General features: G+C 42.1%; 21 protein-coding genes. 16 read left to right on the forward strand and 5 right to left on the reverse strand.

All coding sequences use genetic code 11. The features are described 5' to 3' along the window. Positions 1-3: 3 nt before the first annotated feature. From J3L18_RS10680 to J3L18_RS10695, 4 genes are all read left to right on the forward strand, one after another. Positions 4-741, forward strand: coding sequence for an electron transfer flavoprotein subunit beta/FixA family protein (locus tag J3L18_RS10680; protein ID WP_129571535.1), 738 nt, complete (start codon positions 4-6; stop codon positions 739-741). 29 nt (positions 742-770) lie between these two features. Then, positions 771-1,748 carry an electron transfer flavoprotein subunit alpha/FixB family protein gene (locus J3L18_RS10685; protein ID WP_129571536.1) on the forward strand — a complete coding sequence of 326 codons (978 nt, stop codon included), beginning with the start codon at positions 771-773 and terminating at the stop codon, positions 1,746-1,748. A gap of 23 nt (positions 1,749-1,771) precedes the next feature. Next, complete coding sequence (locus J3L18_RS10690) at positions 1,772-2,371, forward strand: bifunctional nuclease family protein (protein WP_091164922.1); 600 nt, start codon at positions 1,772-1,774, stop codon at positions 2,369-2,371. A 211-nt stretch (positions 2,372-2,582) separates the two neighbouring features. Further along, the gene (locus J3L18_RS10695) at positions 2,583-3,842 is read left to right on the forward strand and encodes a nucleoside permease (RefSeq protein ID WP_129571537.1); all 1,260 of its coding nucleotides are present in this window, start codon (positions 2,583-2,585) and stop codon (positions 3,840-3,842) included. 131 nt (positions 3,843-3,973) lie between these two features. On the opposite strand, the gene J3L18_RS10700 is transcribed toward J3L18_RS10695, so the two are convergent. Both J3L18_RS10700 and J3L18_RS10705 read right to left on the reverse strand, forming a co-directional pair. Further along, on the reverse strand, positions 3,974-4,690 hold the full coding sequence (locus J3L18_RS10700) for a ThuA domain-containing protein (protein WP_129571538.1): 717 nt from the start codon (positions 4,688-4,690) through the stop codon (positions 3,974-3,976). A gap of 144 nt (positions 4,691-4,834) precedes the next feature. Continuing rightward, positions 4,835-6,544, reverse strand: a complete 1,710-nt coding sequence (locus J3L18_RS10705) for a GMC oxidoreductase (protein WP_129571539.1) — start codon at positions 6,542-6,544, stop codon at positions 4,835-4,837. Positions 6,545-6,734: 190 nt separating this feature from the next. Here J3L18_RS10705 and J3L18_RS10710 point away from each other — a divergent pair, with 190 nt between their 5' ends. The 7 genes from J3L18_RS10710 to J3L18_RS10740 all read left to right on the forward strand — a co-directional run bounded on the left by J3L18_RS10710 (position 6,735) and on the right by J3L18_RS10740 (position 13,727). Further along, positions 6,735-7,580, forward strand: a complete 846-nt coding sequence (locus J3L18_RS10710) for an MOSC domain-containing protein (protein ID WP_129571574.1) — start codon at positions 6,735-6,737, stop codon at positions 7,578-7,580. Further along, positions 7,577-7,861 (forward strand): Rdx family protein, encoded by a 285-nt coding sequence (locus J3L18_RS10715; protein WP_091163894.1) that lies wholly within the window; start codon positions 7,577-7,579, stop codon positions 7,859-7,861. Before J3L18_RS10710 ends, J3L18_RS10715 begins: the two co-directional genes overlap by 4 nt. Positions 7,862-7,978: 117 nt before the next feature. Further along, positions 7,979-8,413 carry an RrF2 family transcriptional regulator gene (locus J3L18_RS10720; RefSeq protein WP_090525408.1) on the forward strand — a complete coding sequence of 145 codons (435 nt, stop codon included), beginning with the start codon at positions 7,979-7,981 and terminating at the stop codon, positions 8,411-8,413. 240 nt (positions 8,414-8,653) lie between these two features. Then, entirely contained in the window at positions 8,654-10,744 is a 2,091-nt protein-coding gene (locus J3L18_RS10725) for a ferredoxin-like domain-containing protein (RefSeq protein WP_129571540.1), read from the forward strand. Beyond that, entirely contained in the window at positions 10,744-11,529 is a 786-nt protein-coding gene (gene cobA, locus J3L18_RS10730; protein ID WP_129571541.1) for a uroporphyrinogen-III C-methyltransferase, read from the forward strand. The genes J3L18_RS10725 and cobA overlap by 1 nt, the downstream gene beginning before the upstream one ends. Beyond that, positions 11,507-13,015 carry a siroheme synthase domain-containing protein gene (locus tag J3L18_RS10735; RefSeq protein WP_129571542.1) on the forward strand — a complete coding sequence of 503 codons (1,509 nt, stop codon included), beginning with the start codon at positions 11,507-11,509 and terminating at the stop codon, positions 13,013-13,015. Before cobA ends, J3L18_RS10735 begins: the two co-directional genes overlap by 23 nt. 1 nt (position 13,016) lies before the next feature. Then, positions 13,017-13,727: a phosphoadenylyl-sulfate reductase gene (locus J3L18_RS10740; RefSeq protein ID WP_091163883.1), complete on the forward strand. Its 711-nt coding sequence runs from the start codon at positions 13,017-13,019 to the stop codon at positions 13,725-13,727. Between the two features lie 264 nt (positions 13,728-13,991). On the opposite strand, the gene J3L18_RS10745 is transcribed toward J3L18_RS10740, so the two are convergent. Then, a complete protein-coding gene (locus J3L18_RS10745) occupies positions 13,992-16,940 on the reverse strand; it encodes a TonB-dependent receptor (protein ID WP_189549466.1) in 2,949 nt (982 codons plus the stop codon). Between the two features lie 340 nt (positions 16,941-17,280). Between J3L18_RS10745 and proB the strand changes: the two genes are divergently transcribed. From proB to J3L18_RS10765, 4 genes are all read left to right on the forward strand, one after another. Continuing rightward, positions 17,281-18,360 carry a glutamate 5-kinase gene (proB, locus tag J3L18_RS10750; protein WP_129571543.1) on the forward strand — a complete coding sequence of 360 codons (1,080 nt, stop codon included), beginning with the start codon at positions 17,281-17,283 and terminating at the stop codon, positions 18,358-18,360. Between the two features lie 5 nt (positions 18,361-18,365). Then, complete coding sequence (locus tag J3L18_RS10755; protein WP_129571544.1) at positions 18,366-19,613, forward strand: glutamate-5-semialdehyde dehydrogenase; 1,248 nt, start codon at positions 18,366-18,368, stop codon at positions 19,611-19,613. 810 nt (positions 19,614-20,423) lie between these two features. After that, positions 20,424-20,834, forward strand: a complete 411-nt coding sequence (locus J3L18_RS10760) for a hypothetical protein (protein ID WP_129571545.1) — start codon at positions 20,424-20,426, stop codon at positions 20,832-20,834. 150 nt (positions 20,835-20,984) lie between these two features. Beyond that, complete coding sequence (locus J3L18_RS10765) at positions 20,985-21,881, forward strand: IS982 family transposase (protein WP_129571546.1); 897 nt, start codon at positions 20,985-20,987, stop codon at positions 21,879-21,881. Positions 21,882-21,885: 4 nt separating this feature from the next. Here the strand turns inward: J3L18_RS10765 and J3L18_RS10770 are convergent, their stop codons facing one another. After that, complete coding sequence (locus tag J3L18_RS10770) at positions 21,886-22,248, reverse strand: hypothetical protein (RefSeq protein WP_129571547.1); 363 nt, start codon at positions 22,246-22,248, stop codon at positions 21,886-21,888. Between the two features lie 465 nt (positions 22,249-22,713). Continuing rightward, on the reverse strand, positions 22,714-22,932 hold the full coding sequence (locus J3L18_RS10775; protein WP_129571548.1) for a hypothetical protein: 219 nt from the start codon (positions 22,930-22,932) through the stop codon (positions 22,714-22,716). A gap of 151 nt (positions 22,933-23,083) precedes the next feature. Between J3L18_RS10775 and mnmA the strand changes: the two genes are divergently transcribed. After that, the gene (mnmA, locus tag J3L18_RS10780) at positions 23,084-24,172 is read left to right on the forward strand and encodes a tRNA 2-thiouridine(34) synthase MnmA (protein WP_091163878.1); all 1,089 of its coding nucleotides are present in this window, start codon (positions 23,084-23,086) and stop codon (positions 24,170-24,172) included. The last annotated feature ends 129 nt before the right edge of the window (positions 24,173-24,301 follow it).

Below are 24,301 nucleotides of genomic sequence, written 5' to 3' on the forward strand. Positions count from 1 at the left end.
GATATGAAGATTCTGGTATGTGTAAGTAATGTCCCTGATACCACCACAAAAATAACTTTTACTGATAATAACACGCAATTTAATACAAACGGGGTTCAGTTTATACTTAACCCTTATGATGAAATTGCACTTGCCCGCGCCATTGAACTAACCGACGGCGGTAAAGGTACAGTAACTGTAATAAATGTTGGGGAAGCCAATACAGAAGCCACTATACGTAAAGCCCTGGCCATTGGCGCTACCGACGCGGTACGAATAAGTGCTAAACCGCACGATGCCTGGTATGTAGCGTATCAGATTGCGCAATATGTAAAATCAAATCCTTTTGATCTGATCCTGACAGGTCGTGAATCTATTGATTATAATGGATCAAAAGTTGCCGGTATGCTTGGCGAACTGCTTGATCTGCCATCGGTATCCATCATTAAAAAATTAGATGCCTCTGACACAGATGCAACCGTTGAGCGCGAGATTGAAGGTGGTAAAGAAGTTTTAACTATCCCCTATCCTTTTGTAGCCGGTACAGCCGAAGGAGTGGCCGAACCAAAAATACCCAATATGCGCGGCATTATGTCTGCCCGAACCAAGCCACTTACAGTTGTTGAACCGGTTGAGGTAAAAACATTTTCGGAGATCATTAGTTATGAAACACCTGCTTCACGCGGCCAGGTGAAGCTTATACCTGCTGATGATACTGCTAAACTGGTTGAGCTACTGCATACCGAAGCGCGTGTTATATAAATTATGATCTAAATCATTAACAGATAAATATGTCAGTTTTAATATATGCGGAAAATACCGGGGGCAAATTCAAGAAATCAGTTTTTGAAGCCGTTTCTTATGCCCGCGCCATTGCCGATCAAAATAATACTTCCCTTACCGCTGTTTCAATAGGCAACGTTGACGCCACCGAATTAGCTTCATTAAGTAAATACGGTGCAAATAAAGTGCTTAATGTATCAGGAGATAAATTGAAAGACTTTGTAAACCAGGCCTACGCCTCTGTCATAGCCGAGGCGGCCAAAAAAGAAGGTTCTTCAGTTGTGGTACTATCAAACACATTTTCGGGCCGTGGTTTAGCGCCCCGTATAGGTATTAAACTGGAAGCCGGTGTTGCCGATGGAGCAGTAACGTTACCTGAACAGGCCGGTGGCTCGTTTAAAGTAAAAAAAACAGCGTTTTCTGGCAAAGCTTTTGCCACTGTTGAGCTTACTTCTGCTATTAAGGTTATCGCGCTTGTACCTAACTCTTATCAAGTTGTGGAAAAAGCTGTCGCTGCCCAGGTTGAGGATTTCAGCGTCGAAACCAAAGCATCTGACTTCAAGGCCATGATCAAAGAAATCGTTCGTTCAACCGATAAAGTTTCCCTGCCCGATGCAGAAATTGTTGTTTCGGGAGGTCGTGGTTTGAAAGGCCCGGAAAACTGGGGCATGATAGAAGATCTTGCCAGCCTTTTGGGTGCTGCCACCGCATGCTCAAAACCTGTATCAGATGCTGGCTGGAGACCACATAGTGAACACGTTGGACAAACCGGCATAGCTGTCAGTCCAAATTTGTATATTGCAGTCGGTATTTCAGGTGCTATTCAACACCTGGCCGGGGTAAGTTCATCAAAAGTTATTGTAGTCATAAACAAAGATCCGGAAGCACCGTTTTTTAAGGTGGCAGATTACGGAATTGTGGGCGATGCGTTTGAAGTACTCCCTAAATTAATTGCAGCCGTTAAAGAATATAAAGCTTCAGCATAAATACAGGTGTGATGGGGAATAACATGAAAAAAATAAAGCTTGATATTGTCGGCTTATCATACAGTCAAACTCAATCGGGTGCCTATGCACTTGTTTTGGGCGAGGTTAGCGGCCGTCGTCGCTTGCCTATTATCATCGGAAGCTTTGAAGCTCAGGCTATCGCTATCGAAATAGAAAAAATGACCCCAAGCCGCCCGCTTACGCACGATTTGTTTAAAAGTTTCGCCCAGGCTTACCAGATTGAAGTTCAGGAAGTGATCATCTATAATTTGGTTGATGGGATATTTTATGCCAAATTGGTTTGCAGCGACGGAAAGCGTTCTGTAGAAATAGATGCCCGCACTTCTGACGCTATTGCGGTAGCTGTACGCTTTGACTGCCCAATCTTCACTTATGAATTTATTCTTTCAACTGCGGGCATTGTTATAGAAGGCAACGATTTTGTTTATCTGGAAAATATCAACGAAACACCCGAAGAAAAATCTGTTAGCGCATCGGTGAGCGGTTATGCTTCTATCAGTACCGAGGAGCTGAAAACAAAACTCCAGGAAGCCCTGGCCGAAGAGTCATACGAAAAAGCAGCGAAGATCCGCGATGAACTGAACAAGCGTAAAGCTTCCTGATTTCGGAGTTCGGATTTTCTATTTCGGATTTAGCCGAATGTACTTTTTCAAAAAATATAATTTAATCGTGAATGACATATAACAGAAACTCACCCTGGGTTTCTGTTTAACAATCGTAATTTCTACACTTGTAGCTTTCTGATTTACATTTATTTCACTACTTTCCGCTTTTAATTTAACACTGACTAAAATTATTTAAACCCGGTACCATATGAATATTAAGTTCCGCTTAATACTGATGAATTTTATGCAATTTTTTATCTGGGGTGCCTGGTTGCTTACCATTGGTGCATACTGGTTCCAGGATAAACATTGGTCGGGCGCACAATTTGGGGCAATCTTCAGTACTATGGGTATTTCGGCAATATTTATGCCTGCCCTTACCGGTATTATAGCCGATAGGTTTATCAATGCAGAAAAGCTTTACGGTATCATGCATATTTTAGGGGCGGCATCCTTATTTACCTTGCCTTTAATTACCAGTCCTTCCGCCTTTTTCTGGGTAATGCTGATCAACATGATCTTTTATATGCCAACCCTTTCATTATCAATAACAGTGGCATATTCGGCGTTAAAAAGTAATAACAAAGATGTAGTTAAAGATTATCCTCCTATCAGGATTTGGGGAACTATTGGATTCATAGCTGCGTTGTGGACAGTGAGTCTCACACACAACGAAACCTCTCCCAACCAGTTTTATATTGCATCGGCTGTAGCCCTTGCACTTGGCATTTATTCTTTTAGTCTTCCTAAATGCCCGCCACTTTCGGCCAAAGCAAATAACAAATCGTTTGTTGATTCATTGGGGCTAAATGCCTTTAAACTATTCAAAGATGCAAAGTTTGCTATTTTCTTTGCATTTTCGATGCTTTTGGGCGCAGCACTGCAACTTACCAACGCGTACGGTGATACCTTTATACAAGACTTTAAAAATATAGCCATTTATAAAGATTCGGTCGGCGTAAAATATCCGGCCATTATCATGTCCATCTCCCAGTTTTCTGAAACCTTTTTTATTTTACTGATCCCGTTCTTCCTGCGCAAATTCGGCATCAAGTATGTGATGTTATTTAGTATGCTGGCCTGGGTACTACGTTTTGGCCTTTTTGCCTTTGGCGACCCCGCAGGCGGTTTATGGATGATTGTTTTATCATGCATTGTTTATGGCATGGCTTTCGACTTCTTTAACATATCGGGCTCTCTGTTTGTTGAAACGCAGGCTACCCCCGATATCAGGGCAAGTGCACAAGGCTTGTTTATGATGATGGTAAACGGCTTCGGGGCTTTTTTCGGAAGCATAGCAAGCGGCCTTATCATTGATAATTTCTTTTTGCTGCCGGGCGGTGGTAAAGACTGGCATGGCATCTGGCTTACCTTTGCAGGCTATGCCCTGGTAATAGCCATTGTGTTCCCTTTTGTATTCAGATATAAGCACAATAAGGCACTCGTTGAAGCGATACAACATGCGTAATTTCTGAACCATGATTTAGGGGATTAAAGGATTTTCTTACTTAAATAGAGAGGGCTCACGATAATTCGAGAGCCCTCTCTATTGCATGTTATCCGGGAAATCTCAAAAATCTCCCCAAATCCCGGTTCAAACTACTTCTTCCAACCCATTGCATATTTGATACCACCTAACAGATGGTTCAAATATAATGGATCAGCATATGATTCATCAGTATGACCTAATTCGGTATAAAAAGCCCTGCCGCCGGCGAAATTATGATACCAGGCCATTGGGTGATTATCGCCGTTTTCGCCACCAGTGTAGCTTTTCTCATCTATCTTGATCAGTACGTGCAGATCATTACCAATCCATTTATAGTTATACCATTCGTCCCAGCGTTTCCAGGTTTCAGGCAGGTGTTTGGTGGCAATAAAATTACGGTCGACCACATGTAATGTTGCTTCCTGTTGTTTTGGATGACTTTTAAAATAAGCCCCTACTAGTTTACCATACCATGGCCACTCATACTCGGTGTCTGTTGCGGAATGTACACCAACAAAACCGCCGCCGGCCTTAATATATTGCTCAAATGCAGTTTGTTGGGCATCATTTAAAACATCGCCGGTGGTGTTTAAAAATATTACTGCCTTATATTGTTTTAAATTATCTACCGTAAACCTCGCGGCATCAGTGGTGCTGTCTGCATCAAAATTATTTTCCCGCCCCAGTTTAATTATTGCAGTTACGCCTACCGCTATTGATTTATGAGGGAAACCCGCGGTTTTACAAAATATCAGTACTTTATCTTTAGCAAGTACCTGGCTTATTAGTGTGCCTATTAAAAGGCAAATGGTAAGTAGTTTTTTCATAGTTGATTGTTATTGGTTATCAGATTAAAAATGAACGTCATGCTGAACTTGTTTCAGCACCCCACATGCCAAGTAGCCGACAAGTATGGCGCATACTTAGCATGTGGGATCCCGAAATAAATTCGGGATGACGTGTTGGATAAATTATAAATTCCCTTTCTTCAATTCATCTACTGCAAAATGAGCAGCGCGGGCCGTCATAGCCATATACGTTAATGATGGATTTTGACAAGCTGCCGAAGTCATAGCCGCACCATCGGTAACGAAGACGTTTTTAGCATCCCATACCTGGTTGTTTCCATTAAGTACCGAAGTTTTAGAGTCACGTCCCATCCTCGCAGTGCCCATTTCGTGAATTCCGTCGCCAACATTATGACCTCGGTCGTGCGTTTCAACATTTTTCACACCGGCACTTTCAAGCATGGCTTTAGCTTCCTTCACAATATCAATACGCATTTTTTTTTCATTTTCTTTGATCTCAGCGTCCATCGCTAAAATAGGCAACCCCCATTTGTCCTTGCGGGTTTTATCAAGGGTAATTTTATTTTCGTGATAAGGCAGCAATTCACCAAAACCGCTTAAGCCTATAGTCCACGGACCTGGCTCTGTAAGTGCGTCTTTATAGTCGGCTCCAATGTTCAATTCAGCAATCTCACGGCTCCATCCCATACGGCTTGCCGCGCCCTGGTAACCGAAACCACGCAGGTAATCGCGTTTATCACCAAACAGGTTGGCAAAACGCACAACATAAATACCATTGGCCCGGCGACCGTAATAATATTTATCTTCAAAACCTTCAACCAATCCGCTTGCGCCGAGATTGTAATGATGATCCATAATGTTATGGCCTAACTCTCCGCTGCTGCTGCCCAAACCATCAGGCCAAATTTCGGTAGCCGAATTCATCAATACCCAGGCGCTGTTCAAAGCAGAGGCGTTTACAAAAACGATCTTTGAATAATACTCATAAGTTTGGTTGGTTTCGGCATCAAGCACTTCCACCCCTCTGGCCTTTTTAGTATCTTTATCATACAATATTTTAGTGACGATAGAATATGGCCTCACGGTTAGATTGCCTGTAGCCAAAGCCGCTGGCAATGTTGACGATTGCGTGCTGAAGTATCCGCCAAAAGGGCAACCCTCCCAGCACCTGTTCCTGAACTGGCAAGCCGTACGTCCCGGAATAGCAGCAGTTAAATTGGCCGAGCGACCAATGATCATATGCCTGGTGCCGTTGTAATTTTTCTTGATGCGGGCAGCGACATCTTTTTCCACCCAATTCATATCCATCGGGGGCAAATAATGACCGTCGGGCAGTTGTGGTAAGCCCTCCAATGAGCCGCTTATACCTGCAAATTTCTCTACATGATCATACCATGGCGCAAGATCTTTATAGCGGATAGGCCAATCAATAGCCCAGCCGTCCTTAGCATTTGCTTCAAAATCAAAATCGCTCCAGCGATAGCTTTGCCTTCCCCATAAAATGGAGCGACCGCCAAGCTGATATGAACGCCACCAGTTAAAGGGTTTGATCTCGGTATACGGAGCGGCTTGCTCGTCGGTCCAGTAATCCATAATAGGTTCGGAAGCTCCCCAATTACGTGAAATTACGGGGCGTTGCTTACGTTGGGCTTGCGTTGGCTTTCCGGCATGATGTCGGTCCCAGGGGTCCTGATTAGCAGTTTTATAATCTTTAATATGCTCAAAGTTTCGGCCCCGTTCAAGCATAATGGTTTTCAAGCCAAGTTCGGATAACTCTTTTGCTGCCCAGCCACCGCTGATGCCTGACCCTATTACAATGGCACCATAGGTATTATTAGCCTTAGCCTTGCCGTTTATATTACTTAATGGCATAGTTTATAAATTGGTTTTGAAATTGGATAAAACAATTATATTAATTAAAAATCGATATAGCAATCGATTGTGAAGAAAAAGAACCATGTTTTTTTTGATTGAAGGATTGACTTGATGGAAAGTCTGGATTCAAACATCCTTTAATCTCCTAATCCCGAAAATCATGCCTCAGATTTCTTATTTTTACCACATGCTACAAGTAAGTGAATTATACATCTACCCTATCAAATCATTGGGCGGCGTTGCTGTGCAAAATGCGGAGGTTACCCGTCGTGGTTTACAACACGACAGGCGTTGGATGCTGGTTAATGAACACGGGCATTTTATAACGCAACGCGGGTTTCCGCAGATGGCCTTATTGAAGGCATCAATCCAATCGGATGGGATAACAGTACATCATCAGTCAAGTGGGTCATTATTAATTCCGTTTAATTGCGAAAGAAAACCTTTGCAACAGTTTGCAGTTTGGGAAGACACGTGTTTTGGACAATATGTAAGCGAAGAGTTTGACGAATGGTTCAGCGAAGCACTTAATATGAAATGCCGCCTCATTTACATGCCCGATGACAGTGAACGCGAAGTTGACCAGCGCTACGCCAAGCCCGGCATGATCACTTCCTTTGCAGATGCCTATCCTTTTCTGCTTATTGGGCAAGCTTCGCTTAATGACCTCAACAAACGTATGTCGTTGCCTTTGCCAATGAACCGCTTTCGTCCCAATATAGTTTTTACAGGCGGCGAAGCTTATAGCGAAGACCTGATGAATGAGATTGAGATAGCAGGCATAACCTTTTACGGGGCAAAGCTTTGTGCACGCTGTGTGCTCACTACTATTGATCAGCAAACGGCTGTAAAAGCCAAAGAGCCTTTAAAAACCCTCGCCTCCTATCGTATGAAAAACAATAAGATCATGTTTGGGCAAAACCTGATACATGAAAATACCGGCATAATTTCGGTGGGTGATGAACTTAAGGTTTTAAGTACCCATACCGAAGAAAGATTTATTGTAGCAAAGAAACCAATCACAACTGCATGAAACCAACCATAACAATCGAATATTGCCCTAAATGCAACTGGATGATGCGTGCCGCTTACATGGCGCAGGAACTGCTTACAACCTTTACCGATGACGTAAATGGCGTTACCTTAAAACCAAGCGAAGTGAGCGGCAGATATACGATAAGCGTAGGTGAAGAAACACTATTTGACCGCAAACGTGATGGCCATTTTCCAGAAATCAAAGAGTTAAAACAGGCCGTTCGTGATAAAGTTAACCCGGGTAAAAGCCTCGGCCATTCAGACAGGCATACATTGTAACTTTTATATAACAATGTCTGTATAAAATATCCTTTCTATATAATCTATAATATTACTCGAAAAAATAGTTAATTTAGAAAATATCTTTATTTACCTTTGTGAGTTTTATTTTAGAAAATGCTTTCAAAAAAAACTAAGTATGCTATAAAGGCACTTGTGGTTCTTGGCAAGAACATGGACCAGCCGCCTATGCAAATTTCGAAGATTGCCGAAATTGAACGAATCCCTAAAAAGTTTCTTGAGCAGATACTGCTTGATTTGCGCAATGCAGGGTTTCTTTACAGCAAAAAAGGAGCAGGCGGTGGCTACAGTCTTAACCGCGATCCTAAAGAAATATTCCTGGTAAGCATTATGCGTATAACCGATGGGCCTATAGCCATGGTGCCCTGCGCCAGCTTAAATTTTTACCACAAATGTGATGAATGCCACCAGGAAAGCACTTGCGGCATAAGGGATGTATTTGTTGATGTAAGAGATGCCACACTTAAAATATTAAGCGAAACCAGCATCGCCGATATCATCAAACGCGAAACCACCCTCATCAGCGTTTAATTTTAAAACTTCATAAAACTGTCATAACGCAGTTTTTTTTAATTAAATGCTACTTTTTCCGTATACTATATATATATTTGGGAAATGAATCGTGAGAGCATTAATATTACTTGTCTTAACCAGCTGACTTATTGCTATATGTGCAATGAGAAAACGAGGCTGTAAACGTAATATTTAACCATATATGCCTCTTTAGCCACAGCCAAAGGGGCTTTTTTATAAAAGATTAATACTTAGAATATGCAGAGCTTCAGAACGGAACTGGAGAACCCTATTGTTGAGAAGGATATTATAGATCTTGAAAAAAAGATCCATGCTTTTCGTGAAGGTAAAATTCATGATGAAAAATTCAGAAGTTTACGTTTGGCGCGCGGTGTTTATGGCCAGCGTCAGCCAGGCGTGCAAATGGTACGCATTAAACTACCTTTTGGTAAAGTTAGCTTTAAGCAACTATTGAAGATTGCCGAGATTTCTGACGAGTTTGGGAGCAGTAATCTCCACCTTACCACCCGCCAGGACATTCAGATCCACTATGTAAGTCTTGACCGTACACCCCAGCTTTGGGCCAAGCTTGCACAGGATGATATCACTCTGCGCGAAGCATGCGGTAATACCGTGCGCAATGTTACAGCCTCTCCTACTGCAGGTGTCGACCCAAAAGAACCATTTGACGTTTCTCCTTATGCATATGCTACGTTTGATTATTTTCTGCGTAACCCGATATGCCAGGAAATGGGCCGCAAATTCAAAATCTCTTTCTCGTCAAGCGATGAGGACACAGCATTTTCATACATTCATGATATCGGTGCCATACCTAAAATAAATGCCAATGGCGAACGTGGGTTTAAGATCATGCTTGGCGGCGGTTTAGGTGCACAGCCAATTTTAGCCAGTATTGTTGAAGAGTTTTTACCAGAAGATCAGCTGATCCCTTATATCGAATCAGTGATTCGTGTTTTTGACCGTTACGGCGAACGCAATAACCGCAACAAAGCCCGTATGAAATACCTTATCCAAAAATTAGGTTTGGACGAGGTATTGCGTTTAACCAAAATCGAGCGTACTGCCAACAAAGTAAAATTATACCCTATCAACCGGGATGCTGTTGATGCTCCGGCTTTACCACCAACTGATAGCTATCCTGAGGTAACCATCAGCAACCCGTTGCGCTATGAACAATGGATGGCTACCAACGTTTTTGAGCAAAAGCAAAAAGGTTTTTACGGCGTGTATATTAAAGTGCCTGTAGGTGATATCTCATCGGATACTGCCCGCGCCCTTGTTAAAACATTAGAGCCATTGGTTGGTCACGAGATCCGCATTACCCAAAACCAGGGGTTACTTTTAAAATACGTTCAAAAAGAAGCATTGCCTGCTTTATATGAAGGCCTGGCTAAGCTTGATTTGGCTGCGCCGGGCTTCGATAGCATTGCTGATGTTACCACCTGCCCGGGTACAGACACCTGCAATCTTGGCATCTCCAACAGCATGACCATGGCCCGCGTATTGGAAGACCTGATCTATAACGAATACGAGGATTTTATTTATAACCGCGAAATCAAAATCAAAATAAGCGGTTGTATGAACTCTTGTGGCCAGCACGGCTTAGCCCACATTGGTTTCCACGGCAGCTCGCTAAAAGCAGGTGCCAAAGTATTACCTTCGGTACAGGTAATGTTGGGTGGAGGTACTGTTGGCGATGGTGTTGGCCGCGCTGCCGAAAGGGTGATCAAAGTACCTACCAAACGTGCTACCGATGTGTTAAGGTGGTTATTGAACGATTATAAAGAGTTTTCGCCCGAAGGTGAAACTTACCATGAGTATTACGACAGGCAGGGTAAAGATTATTTTTACCGTTTGCTGAAACCACTTGCCGATTTAACTACTCTTACCGATGACGAATACATTGACTGGGGCCACCAGGAAACATTTGTTACCGCTATAGGCGTAGGTGAATGCGCGGGTGTGATCATCGACCTGGTAGCTACCCTCCTGTTTGAATCGGAAGAAAAATTAGGCTGGGCTAACGAAGCTTACGCCGATGGCCGTTGGGCGGACGCTATTTATCATGCCTATAATGTGTTTGTAAGCTCAGCGAAAGCGCTATTGCTTGACAAAGGTGTTAATAGCAGTACACAAATAGGTGTAATCCGCGAGTTTGATACGCAATACGTTGAAAAAGGCGAGTTCGAATTGAACGGGAGCTTTAATGACCTGGTATTACAACTCAACCAAAATGAGCCGTCACAAGAATTTGCCACAACATATTTAGCACAGGCTACAGAATTTTTAAGCAGAAGCAAGGATAAGAGAGAGGCGCTTGTACAATAATGACTGAAACTAATAAAAATATAAAAGAACCACGCATCACGCTGGTGGGTGCAGGCCCAGGCGATGCCGACCTGATAACCGTAAAAGCGATCAAAGCTTTAAAAGCAGCCGATGTTGTTTTGTACGATGCTTTGGTTAATGAAGAACTACTTGAGTATGCCCCTGCAAACTCAACCAAAGTTTACGTAGGCAAACGTTCTGGCGATCATACTTTTTCGCAGGAAGCAATTAACAACCTGATGGTTGATTATGCGGTGAACTACGGTCACGTGGTTAGGTTAAAAGGCGGAGATCCTTTTGTATTCGGTCGTGGATATGAGGAATTGATCATTGCAGCAGCTCATAACATACCTGCGACCATTATTCCTGGGATTTCAAGCTCGATAGCGGTAGCCGAATTGCAGCAGATCCCAGTTACACACCGCGGTTTAAGTGAAAGTTTTTGGGTGGTTACCGGCACTACTGCAAATGGCAAGATCTCGAACGATCTTATTGACGCGTCAAGATCGAATGCTACCGTGGTTGTATTGATGGGCATTCATAAGCTGGCCGAGATCACTGAAATATTCAAGTTACAAGGCAAGAACAAACTACCCGTAGCCGTTATTCAAAGCGGTTCTACTGCAGACGAGAAGATCGCTGTTGCTACGGTGGATACTATTGTCGATACTGTTGAAGAAAGTAAGATCTCATCGCCTGCAATTATTGTTTTGGGCGAGGTAGTATCGCTTCATCCAAAATTCCAACTGATAAAAGAAGTTTATGACTTTGTTGCCCGGGGATAAGAGTTTAACCAACATCCAGGATGAAAAACAGGAAGGCAACCAGCTTTTTCCTGTGTTTTTAAAACTGAATGATCTGCATACGGTGCTTATTGGCGGCGGTAATGTTGGTTTGGAAAAACTTACGGCTGTACTTAATAACAGCAACAGTGCAAGGGTAACCATTATTTCGCGCGAGTTTTTGCCCGACGTACATAAGCTTGCATCGCAGTATCCGGGCGTCCGCATTATACAAAAATCATTTGCCGACGATGACCTGAATGATGCCGATATAGTTATTGCCGCTACCAATGATAGCGAGCTTAATAACTATATCCGCAATGCCGCCCATGACCGTAAGCTGCTGATCAATGTAGCTGATAAGCCTGCGCTATGTGATTTTTACTTAGGATCGATAGTGCAAAAAGGCGACCTGAAACTGGCCATATCTACCAATGGAAAATCACCTACTGTGGCTAAACGATTAAAAGAAGTATTGAATGAAAGCCTTCCTGCGGAGCTTGACATCACTTTGCAGCAAATGAGCGAACTAAGAAATACCCTTGAAGGCGATTTTGCCGACAAGGTAAAAAAATTAAACAGTGTAACATCCATACTGGTTGATCCTAAGGCTGCCAGCCGCAAAAATTTTATCTGGCTAATTTGGTCAACCATTATCATATCACTGGCCATTGGTATAACCGCACTTTATTTCAAAGAGCCTAACTTTAAGCACTTCGTAACCGGCATCGATCCTATCTTTTATTACTTTTTAGGAGCCGGGTTTGTATTTGCTATGATTGATGGCGCCATCGGCATGTCGTACGGTGTTACTTCAACCACATTCTCTCTTTCTATGGGTATCCCTCCGGCCTCGGCCAGCATGGGCGTACATCTTTCCGAGATCATGAGTTGCGGTATAGCCGGTTGGATGCATTATCGCATGGGCAACATCAACTGGAAACTATTTAAGTTATTAGTTATTCCCGGTATAATAGGAGCGGTAACGGGAGCTTATCTCCTATCTTCGCTTGAACATTACAGCATGTACACCAAACCTGTTGTATCGGTTTATACCCTGATATTGGGTATAGTGATATTCAGAAAAGCATTCAATACACAAAAGAAAAAATCGGCTGATAAGGTAAAACGCATTTCACTGCTGGGTTTAGGCGGTGGCTTTATCGATGCTGTTGGCGGCGGTGGCTGGGGATCAATCGTGCTATCAACCCTGATAGCCGGGGGCCGCAGTCCACGTTTTTCATTAGGCACTGTTAAACTTTCACGTTTTTTTGTGGCGATGATGGGATCAATAACCTTTATCGCCATGGTAAGCAGCGATCACTGGCAGGCTGTAGCAGGCCTTATCTTAGGCAGTGCACTTGCTTCACCAATTGCAGCTAAGATCTCCAATAAGATCTCTGCAAAAACTATCATGGTGGCGGTCTCGATAATCGTTATCCTCATCAGTATCCGTTCTATTATCATGTTTATTACTAAGGTTATATAAAATGAGCACTGCATTACAACAAATACAAAGTGTAACCACCGGACTTGGCCCTGTGGAAGCCCTCACTAAATTGGCAGAGCTTTTCCCTGGTGAAGTTATATTTTCAACTAGCTTTGGTTGGGAAGACCAGGTGATCAGTCATATGATCTTTGCCAATAACCTGCCAATTAAAGTATTTACGCTTGAAACCGGCAGGCTGTTCCGCGAAACCTATTCAGTTTGGGCGGCTACAATGAACAGGTATCAAAAACCTATACATGCCTACTATCCGAATAATGAACTATTGGAAGAAATGGTAAGCAAAAAAGGCCCAAACAGCTTTTACGAGTCGGTTGAAAACCGCAAAGAGTGCTGCGGGATCCGTAAAATAGAACCGCTCAAACGCGCTTTAAAAGGCAACAAAATTTGGATTACCGGCATTCGTGCCGAGCAGTCGGTTAACCGTCATGATATGCATGACATGGAATGGGACGAGCAAAACCAACTGGTAAAGTTCCACCCTATTTTCAGCTGGACACTGGACGAAGTAAAAGCCTATATCAAACAATACAACATTCCATATAACTCACTGCATGATAAAGGCTTCCCAAGCATCGGCTGTATGCCATGTACCCGTGCCGTAGCCGAAGGTGAAGATTTTCGTGCAGGCCGCTGGTGGTGGGAAGATCAATCGAAAAAGGAATGTGGTTTGCATGAGGTAACCGCTAAATAAGTCAAAGACGCTTTTTTTTATACGTAGGTCAATTGGTTGAAAAATCAGTTGGCCTTTTTTGTGTCCGTCACAATCTCCACCGTCATTGCTAGGCACGAAGCAATCGCGAACTACAAAGGCTAGATTTGCTTAGCCCCATTGTATTTAGGGGATTGCTTCGTGCCTAACAATGACGCTTTTATAATGACGATAGACAAAATAGAAAAGGGGACAAAGCTTATCACTCCATCCCCTTACAAACTATATAAAACCTTATAAAAGCTCTTACTTGTTGTTATTATTGCCTGCTAATAAGCCATCAAGCGTTACCGATACGTAATACAAGCCACCGATTGTCGGGCCGCCTGCATATTGATAATATCTTTTGTTAAAAATATCGGTAGCCCCCAACTTAAATGTTGCATAGTAAGAAGGCACGCGGTAAGTAACCTGTGCATCAACTGTTTTAATTGAAGGCACGGTACCGGTAACCAATGGGCTCTCCCACAGGTAAGACTGCTGCCATTTGTAAACCACGTTGAAACCGAAGTTTTTAACCACCTCACGGTTACCGAACGATACATTGCCCGACCACTCCGGGGTATTGAAACCTGTAACAAAAATATCTGAAGCTGTTTGGGCTTTCAGCTTATTGAAGCTCACGTTACCCGATACCGTGTAGTGCTGGTAGAAATTGTAAGTGATACCCGCCGAAGAACCATAATTATGGTAAATATTCTTAGCATTGGTATAAACGCGGTACCTGCTTTGCCCCTGACTGGCTGCGTTACTTGATGTGCCTGTTGTGGGATCACGGTTAATGTCAAGCATGGCTAATACAGCTGCGTCTGAACCTACGGTAACACCGTTTGGCACAAAAACTTGTACCTGGCCGAGGAAACCATCATAACGGTTGGTGTAAGCGTCAATATCGATGAACACTTTATTGTCGGCTACGATACCTTTATAACCTACCTCGAAAGAAGTAATTTGCTCCGGGCGGGCAGGTGGCAGGTCCGCTACTTTTAACAGGTTGCGGTTAGCCAAAGCTGCCTGGTCTGAGCCGCCTGCAGCGTTTACTGCAGCATTGAATGCCACTACCGATGTTTGGGTATAGCTATTACCAAGGTATCCTAAGCCTTCGTTAATGAATGGTAAACTACCCACACGTTTTACGCGACCATTATTTACATATGATAAAGCCTCAAACAATGAAGGGAAACGATAACCATTCTGGAATGTAAACCTGAAGTTATGGTTTTGATTAACGGTGTAAACAGCAGCTAAACGCGGTGTAAACTTAGGATCGAAGTATGGATTGCGGTCCCAACGGATAGAGCCGAATACTTTCAGTTTTTCGTCAAAAAAGGTTTTGGTAACCTGGGTAAATGCACCGTATTTTTTATAGATAACGTCTTTACCGAAAGAGCCATCAGCCAATGGGGTATTCCTGTCTGCAATAGGACGGCTGAAATCAACGAAGTTATTGCCATCAGGTGTAATACTGTACACACGTACATCAGCACCAACCAACAGGTCAACAAATTTAACCTTCCTGCTCAGGTCCCACTGGGCCTCGCCGTTGTACATATGGCTTTTTTGCCATAGAGCTGCACCGCCTGTTTCCGGGGCGTTGGGGATCAGGCTCGACTTAATATCCCAGTTATTGATACCAATGATGGTTTTGCGTAACGCGTCAAACTCAGGAGTGCCTGGTTCAACCCGGCCTTTATCGGCGGCAGCACGTGCAGCTTGTTCTGCCGCGGCAAGATTTGCGGAAGTAAGCACCCCTCCGTTATACGCTTTTAAAGCGTTACCATATAAAGTTGCCCAAGCCGAATTACTGGCGTGTTTAAGGTCGAGGTTATCGGCCAGTGGTTTTACGTTAAACGAGTTACCAGTGTTTTCAATTGATTCATAGCCTCGAACCAGGAAGTCTTTCCCTTTTAATTCAATTTTATGATTCTGAACTGTAGCTCCCTGTAACGAGATTTTATTACCCCGCTGAAACACGCCGTCAAGTCTGCCATAGCGATAAGTATACGACAAGATGGTGTTTGGCGATAATTTATAAGCCAGCGTACCATCCAGTTTTAAGTTTTTCACATGCGGATCAACCAGATCAACCTCGTTATAGCCCGTCCGGGCTACGGTAAGGTTTGGGCGGGCTTTACCATCAACCGTGATACCTTTTATTGATACAGTATTACTACCTGCAAGCGCGTCATCACCGTATTTGTTCCAGCCATCATAAGCTGCGTTGCTGGTACCTGTTAATTCAGGATAAGCAGGGTTGGCCGATTTAAGGTTGGTTGGATTTTGATCAAGACGGGTATCTGATTGCCAGTCCTGGCCTTGCATATAGCTAAAGTTTACTTTCACCGCAAACTTATCGTTAAAAGCTTTGGCATAGCGCAAAGCATCCTCGGTAAGTGAACTTGCCCCTAAGCGGTCTTTACCAACATGGTTTAAACCCTGGCGATGGTAAAAGCTTAAGCCCTGGTATTTGAATGGATCTTTAGTAAACAGATTTGATAAACCATTGATAGCGTTGGTACCATAAAGGGCAGCAGCAGCGCCCGGGGTGATTTCCACACTGGCAATATCCAGTTCAGTCGGCCCAATGGCATTGCCAAGCGGTACACCCAATGTAGCCGACTGCATATCAACGCCATCAACCAGTTGCATAAACCTGAAGTTGTTGGGACTGTTGAAGCCACGGGTGTTAGGCACTTTGAGGGTGATACTGGTGGTTGTCATCTGCACGCCTTTCACGTTCTCCAAAGCATCATAAAAACTTGGGCCGGGCGATTGTTTTAACGCCGTGATACTCAATTTTTCGATAGCTACGGGCGAGCGAAGCAATTTTTCCTCCTTACGGGATGCTGTTACTACCACCTCATTAACCAACAATGATTGTGTAGTTAGGGTAATGTTTACCGCGCTGTTGGCATTTTTTATATAAAATTCCTGGGGTTGATAACCTATTGCTGTAAAAATAAGCGTATAAGGAAGCTTTGCGCTTGTGGTTAAAGAAAATTTTCCGGTGGTATCGGTTGATGTTTTATTGGTTGTGCCTTTTATTGATACGGTTGCCCCTACCAGCGGCTTGCCCTGGTCGTCGTCAACTTTTCCGCTCAATATATATGAGCCGTTAAGCTGTGCATAACTTATACCCGGCAATAGTACCAGGAAGAGTACAAGTATTCTAACTATGTTTGTAAAAATTTTCATGAAATAATTTGTGGTGGTGGTAATTAAACTTGTGATTTTGGGTCGTGTATTATCGTTGATGGAGGCTATGCCTCAACAACAACACATTGCAGTTAGGAGCTGCATTTTTAACTTGGACAGAACGGCAATTGCATTAAAATGATACATTGTCTATAGAATTAGTCGACAAAAATATAAATTTAATACTGACTGTCAAGCTTTGCGGTCTGTTTTTTAAAATTTTTGATGACTTCCGCATCATTTCACTATAAAATCCATCACTTTACTGGATATTTCAAAATAAACAAAGCCTAATTTCTTCCAAATTTGTAATATTGAAGCCTCAACCTGTACTATACTAATGGCTTTCAATTATCAACGCATCGTTATCAAAATCGGCTCAAATGTTATTACCCAGGAAAACGGGCTCCCCGACCTGCCGCGAATAGCCCATCTGGTTGACCAGATAGCTGCGATAAAAAAACAGGGCACCGAAGTGATACTGGTTTCGTCGGGAGCTGTGGCATCCGGCCGCAGTTTGATCTCTGTCGCAGAAAAATCAGATGCTGTTGCTGCCCGCCAGGTGCTGGCCTCTATTGGGCAGGTAAAACTGATCAATACCTATTCGCACCTGTTTGAGCAGTTTCAGATATTATGTTCGCAGGTTTTGGTTACCCGCGAAGATTTCAGGGACAGGATGCATTACCTCAATATGAAAAATTGCCTTGAGGCATTGCTGCAATATGAGGTGATCCCTGTTGTCAATGAAAACGACGTGGTATCTGTAACCGAGCTTATGTTTACCGATAATGATGAATTGGCAGGCCTCATAGCATCTATGCTAAACGCTAATGCGCTCATCATCCTCACCAACGTTGATGGCATTTACAATGGCGATCCTAAAGCAGCTGGCTCGGCAGTGATAGATGAGGTTAGCGGTAATGAACTTGATTTTTCAAGTTTTGTATCATCTGGCCGTTCGCAATTTGGCCGGGGTGGCATGATCACCAAATCAACCATGGCGCAAAAAACAGCCCAGCTTGGTATTTCAGTGCATATAGCCAATGGTAAACGTGATCAGATCTTAACAGGTGTTTTGGAAAACCAGGTTACACATACCCGCTTCATTCCAAATAAAACAGCATCGGGTAAAAAGAAATGGATTGCCCATTCCGAAAAATCAGCGACTGGGAGTGTACTGATCAATGCCGGTGCAAAAGCCGCGCTCATCTCAAACAAGGCAACCAGCTTATTGCCGGTTGGCATAGTGGGGGTAATAACCGACTTTAAAAAAGGCGATATTATTAAACTGATAGATGATACCGATAAGCTGATTGGTTTAGGCATTGCCGAATATGGTGCCGATAAGGCCCGTGAACGCGTCGGCCAAAAAAACCAAAAAGCACTGGTACACTATGATTATCTTTACTTACAAGGCTAAATACAATGAACTATAACAGCTATTTTGATAAAGCACGTGAAGCAAGCCGCAAAGCGCCCCTTGCCCCTACCGTAATCAACGGGATTTTGGAGGATGTTGCTGCCGAGGCTATAGCACAAACCGAATATATCCTGGCTGAAAACCAACGAGACCTTGACCGTATGGATCCGGCCGATCCAAAATACGACCGCCTTAAACTTACAGCCGACCGCATCAAAGGTATTGCAGGCGATATGCAAAGCGTAGCCCAACTTGATAGCCCGCTTGGCAAACAGCTTTCTACTACAGAAATGTCCAACGGTTTATCGATATCAAAAATACGTGTCCCGCTTGGCGTTGTTGGTGTTATATATGAAGCCCGCCCCAATGTTACTTTTGATGTTTTTGCTCTTTGCTTTAAAACAGGTAACATCAGTGTATTAAAAGGTGGTAGTGATGCCGATTTCTCTAACCGGGCTATTATTTCGGTTATCCATAAAGTATTGGCAAAACACGGCGTTGATGTCAATGTGGTTACACTGCTCCCCGCCGAACGTGAGGCTACAACAGCTTTGCTGAATGCTATTGGTTATATTGATGTGCTTATCCCAAGAGGAAGCCAGTCGCTGATTGATTTTGTGCGGGATAACAGCAAGGTACCTGTTATTGAAACAGGTGCCGGTATTGTGCATACTTATTTTGATGAATCGGGCAACGTAGAGAAAGGTGCTGAAATTATTGCCAACGCAAAAACCCGCCGGGTAAGTGTTTGCAACGCTTTAGATTGTTTGATCATCCACTCCGCCCGCTTAAGCGACCTGCCGCAACTGGCACACATCCTAAACGAAAAAGAAGTAGAAATCTTTGCCGATGAACGAGCCTTTGAAGCGTTAAAAAGCAATTACCCCTCCAACCTTTTGCATAAAGCCAGTCCGGAACACTTTGGTACTGAATTTCTTTCGATGAAGATGGCTATAAAAACGGTAAGTTCATTTACTGAAGCGTTAGAATATATCGCTGTAAACAGTTCAAAACATAGTGAAGCCATTATCTCTGAAAATGCAGAAAACATTGCTAAATTTTTAAATGATGTGGATGCTGCAGCTGTTTATGCAAACGTATCAACAGCGTTCACTGATGGCGCCCAGTTTGGTCTTGGCGCCGAGATTGGTATCAGCACTCAAAAACTTCATGCCCGCGGTCCTATGGGCCAGGAAGAACTTACCAGTTACAAGTGGATAGTTAGAGGCAACGGGCAAACACGTAATCCGTAAGACATCCTGTAAACCATATGCATAAAAAAGGTGCTTACTCTGTGTAGTAAGCACCTCAACGTGTTTATTCGTATTGTTAAGCGTTACTTTATTAAGTAGTTGGCTGCTGCAATAAAGCAAATAATCACTAAAATTACGCCCTGTAATTTTTGTTCTAAAGTCAATTGAGTTAACATTGTTTTATTAATTAGGATATAGCAAATTTATAATGTAATAGGTCCGTTACAATAGGCAGCATCACTTTTACGTTATTTTTAATAAATAATGTTGCTTGTTTTTATAATAGTCAACTCTACATTTATTATTTAAAATTTTAGCAACAAATGTCTTTTAATGTTGAAATTAGTGTATCACCTACACCTGTTGCAAATACACTTTTTACAACGAAATGCACTCTTGGAGCGCCCGTTTAATTCCTTTTTTTAATCAGCCCTTTTTACACTAAGTAGATTAAATTTTATCAATTATTATACAATATTAATAGTATGTTAAGGAAATAGCTATTGGGGTATTTTAACTTATATTAAAGAAACAATAAAACTAAAGACGACGCAATCAGGATTTATGAGCAGTATTTATCCCGAATTTGTTTTGAATATGACCATCACTTTTGCTTAATATAATCTATATAAAATACTGAAATACAGCATTAATTAACTATTAATTAACACAAAGCAATACCTGTTGGCGGAATTAATTTCATAAAAATAAATAATTGGAGGCGATTTTTCAGATCGTCTTTTTTGTTGAAAACTTTAGTTGAATTTTAGCTTACAATAATAGTCATTTGCATTAAATAAATATTAACAAATGACAGCCGTTGAAATCTTAAAACAAGAGCGAGCAACACTTCTTCAGAGGGTAAAAGCAATTGATAAAGCCATCAATGCTCTAACTAAGGAGGCCCCTAATATCAGGTGGACAGAACGATCTCTTAGTTGTATTCGCGAGAAGGGACATGTTTGCCTTTCTGCTGAAATCCTCGAATGTTTATTTTGGGATGAACAGACAAATTTGGCTGACCCTAAAATCAGGAATAATTACATGACAGGCTTATCAATAGCCTTAAAGAACCTTGTTGAAAATGGAATTCTCAAAAAGATAAGCCGACCAGGTATAAGAGGGTTTTATTATGGCTTACCTGAATGGTTCGATGAAAACAACGTTGTAAAAGCGCAATATGATGTGTTAAAAGAAATAAACTACACTATCTCTATTTAAAAAACTGAGATTATGATATAAACGAAAGCCCCACAAGTTTGGCGACCGGGGGCTTTCTAAAGATCATAGTTTCTTATCGGTTTACTGACTCGACATAGCTATTCTCCCGTGTGCAAAGATACGGGATTAAATGGCTTATGACCAAATCCCATGCACAGCATCAAGTCAAATTTCGACAAGATATTATGCGCACTAAGAGAAATCTTAGGCGGGGATATGTCTATTAATAAAAAACAGGTCAAGCCCGGACCTAAAACCAAATTCAGTGATATTGAAGTAATTGCTCTGGCTTGCACCGCCGAATGCATGGGGCATAACAGTGAGAACTATTTCTTTTCTCTACTGAATAAAAAAGATTTTCCTGATTTATTAAGCCGCAGGCAATTCAACGATAGGCGAAAAAGACTTCATACTAAAATAGAAGATGTTAGAAAGCTTGTTTTAGCGCGAATAACCAAAAAGCAAGAGGCGTATGTTATAGACTCAATGCCATTAAGGCTTTGTAAATATGCTCGTCGTAACCGTGTTCAAATTGGCAAGGAAACAGCTGAAATTAAACCCAACATCGGTTATTGTGCTTCACAAGAGGAAAGATATTTTGGCTTCAAGCTACATGCTGTATGTTCACTGGAGGGTGCTGTCCAATTTTTTGATATAACTTCAGCATCAGCATCGGATGTGCAATATCTTTCAACCGTAGGGCAAAAACTTAAAAACTGTCATTTAATCGGTGACAAAGGTTATATCAGCGAGTCTTATAAGCAAACACTTAGAGAAGAATCAAAGATATTCTTGTTTACAGATTCCAGGTCGAATGCTAAGAAGCCTCATTTCATTCCTCCTATCTACAAAGGAAAGCGTAAAAAGATTGAAACCATATTTTCGCAGCTATCCGATCAATTTAACATTCAGCAGAATTATGCAAAGACACTGCTATCTTACTTTAACAGAATTAGATCAAAGCTACTATCCATGACTATTCTCAACTACATCAATCAGCATGTTAATAACAAGCCTATTAGCCAGATAAAATATGCGCTTAAGTGATATTTTATTTAATAGTATCAACAGCAACCTTTAAACAATCATAAGCAAAAGTGGCGGACGTAACACTGAGACTATCACCCGGAAGATTCCTTAAACCGTTAGGATATTTCGTTTTAAATTTTACCAACACACAATCGCACCATTTTTTTCGTTCTACATCATTCAAATGGATTTCAGTTGACTTTTTTTGAATGATGGTTTTCAACGGCAACCATTCATCATCAGGGGCGTTGTTAGTAGTTACAATTTCTGTATTTTCATGAAGAGCTCTGTAGGCCTCTTTACTTATAGCCATTATTACAAGGCCAATAACAATTACAATCCATTGAGGGAACTTTCTTTTTGGTTTCGTCTGTGTAGGGTTCACGGCTGGGCAAAAAAATGAGTTGCCATAAGCCCCTACCTGGCGGTGATACAAAAAAGAAGCGTGGGGCCTCACCGGACAGCAGGCACGACCAAGCGCCTATATACGAGTGATTCTCCCCACGCTGTTGCGTACGGCAAATCTCGGCTCGTATAGTTCGGGTTTGATTGTTTGGTCGTTTCGCTGCCCTGAACGAGTTCGCTAATAAAATTGTATCAAATATATGAAATGGCCGGCGAAAAGTCTGATAGCTTTGTTAATTTTATACCATGAGTATTGATGAATATAAAATAACCGAAGTTTCATTTTATCGAGATATTGATGATCTTGAGTTTGGACAAAATTTATCGATGCCGCTATTCAAATACATCGAATTAAGACCGCGATTTAAATCTGAATTAGTAAATATTTCGATGTGTTTTATCTCTAACAATGAATTGACGGTAGAACTGAGAGAAAAGTGTGCAACTATTTTTTCGAAGTATTTTCCCGAGCCAATTGGCATGCCTGTTCATATTTTATATCCATGTTAATACTACGTTGATGGAACATATCCCTTAATTCCTCAATGCCAATACAGCTAACTTCAAATGAATTGTCATCGCCTGCAAAATGGAATCTAATTACACGCTCACCATCAACGGATAATTCGTTATCACCATTCAATATTTTTAGTTCAAGTGCCATTATTTTGTATTTTAAATAAATCCCTTTTCAGGGCTATATATTAATAATTAATTCCGCCAACGGGTAAAGCAATAGTTATCTCAACACATTTTACCCTATACTGACCAAGCTTGTGTCAACATAAAAATCAAATAGGTATCTTTGCAGCATTATGAGTAAGCATGGCAGGATATTAGTGGCAATGAGCGGCGGGGTTGATAGTTCGGTGGCGGCAGTGATGCTGCATGAACAGGGCTATGAAGTTATTGGTTTAACCATGAAAACCTGGGACTATGCCTCATCGGGCGGAAGCTCAAAAGAAACCGGCTGTTGTAGTTTAGATAGCATCAATGACGCGCGTGCCCTTGCCGTTGGTTACGGCTTCCCTCATTATATATTAGATATCCGTAATGAGTTTGGCGATTTTGTGATCGATAACTTTGTTGATGAATATTTAGCCGGCCGCACCCCTAACCCATGCGTTTTGTGCAATACCCATATTAAATGGGAAGCATTGCTAAAACGTGCTGATAAACTCGATTGTGAATTTATTGCCACCGGTCACTATGCCAATATCCGTTTGCAGGATAATGGCCGTTATGTGATATCAAAAGGCAAGGATACCAATAAGGATCAATCGTACGTGTTATGGGGGGTATCTCAAAAAAACCTTGCACGTACTAAATTCCCGTTGGGTAGTTTTTCAAAACCCGAGATCAGGCAAATGGCGCTCGATATGGGCCAAATAGAACTTGCAGGTAAAAGCGAAAGTTACGAGATCTGCTTTGTACCAGATAACGATTATCGCTCATTTCTGCGCCATAAAGTTGAAGACCTTGACGAACGTATCGGCCCGGGTAATTTTGTACTTACCAACGGCACCGTAGTGGGCAAACACCAGGGTTATCCTTTTTATACCATTGGCCAGCGTAAGGGCTTGGGCGTGGCATTAGGACATCCTATGTTTGTTACGCGCATCGATCCTACCACCAATACAGTTGTTTTAGGCACCGCCGACGAGCTTGAACGCAAACAAGCCTGGGTAAAAAACCTCAACCTCATTAAATATGAAAATATAAATGAGCCGCTCGAAGCCATTACCAAAATCCGTTATAAAGATGCCGGAGCGCAAAGCACCATTCTTCAAATGGGCGAACATATGAAAGTTGATTTTCATCATAATGTATCAGGCATAGCACCGGGCCAATCAGCTGTATTTTATGAAGGGGATGACCTTGTTGGCGGCGGCTTTCTGATGTAAACACCCTATTTCCTGCATTTTTTAATGCTTGACAATGCGAGCTGCCGCATTTGCTTGTTATCATTTTGTTAAAATGAGTTTAGTTATTTTGCAAGAATATAATTTCCAAAGACATTTTTTCATAAAATT

It is taken from the genome of Mucilaginibacter gossypii (genome assembly GCF_017569325.2).
Lineage (GTDB): Bacteria > Bacteroidota > Bacteroidia > Sphingobacteriales > Sphingobacteriaceae > Mucilaginibacter > Mucilaginibacter gossypii.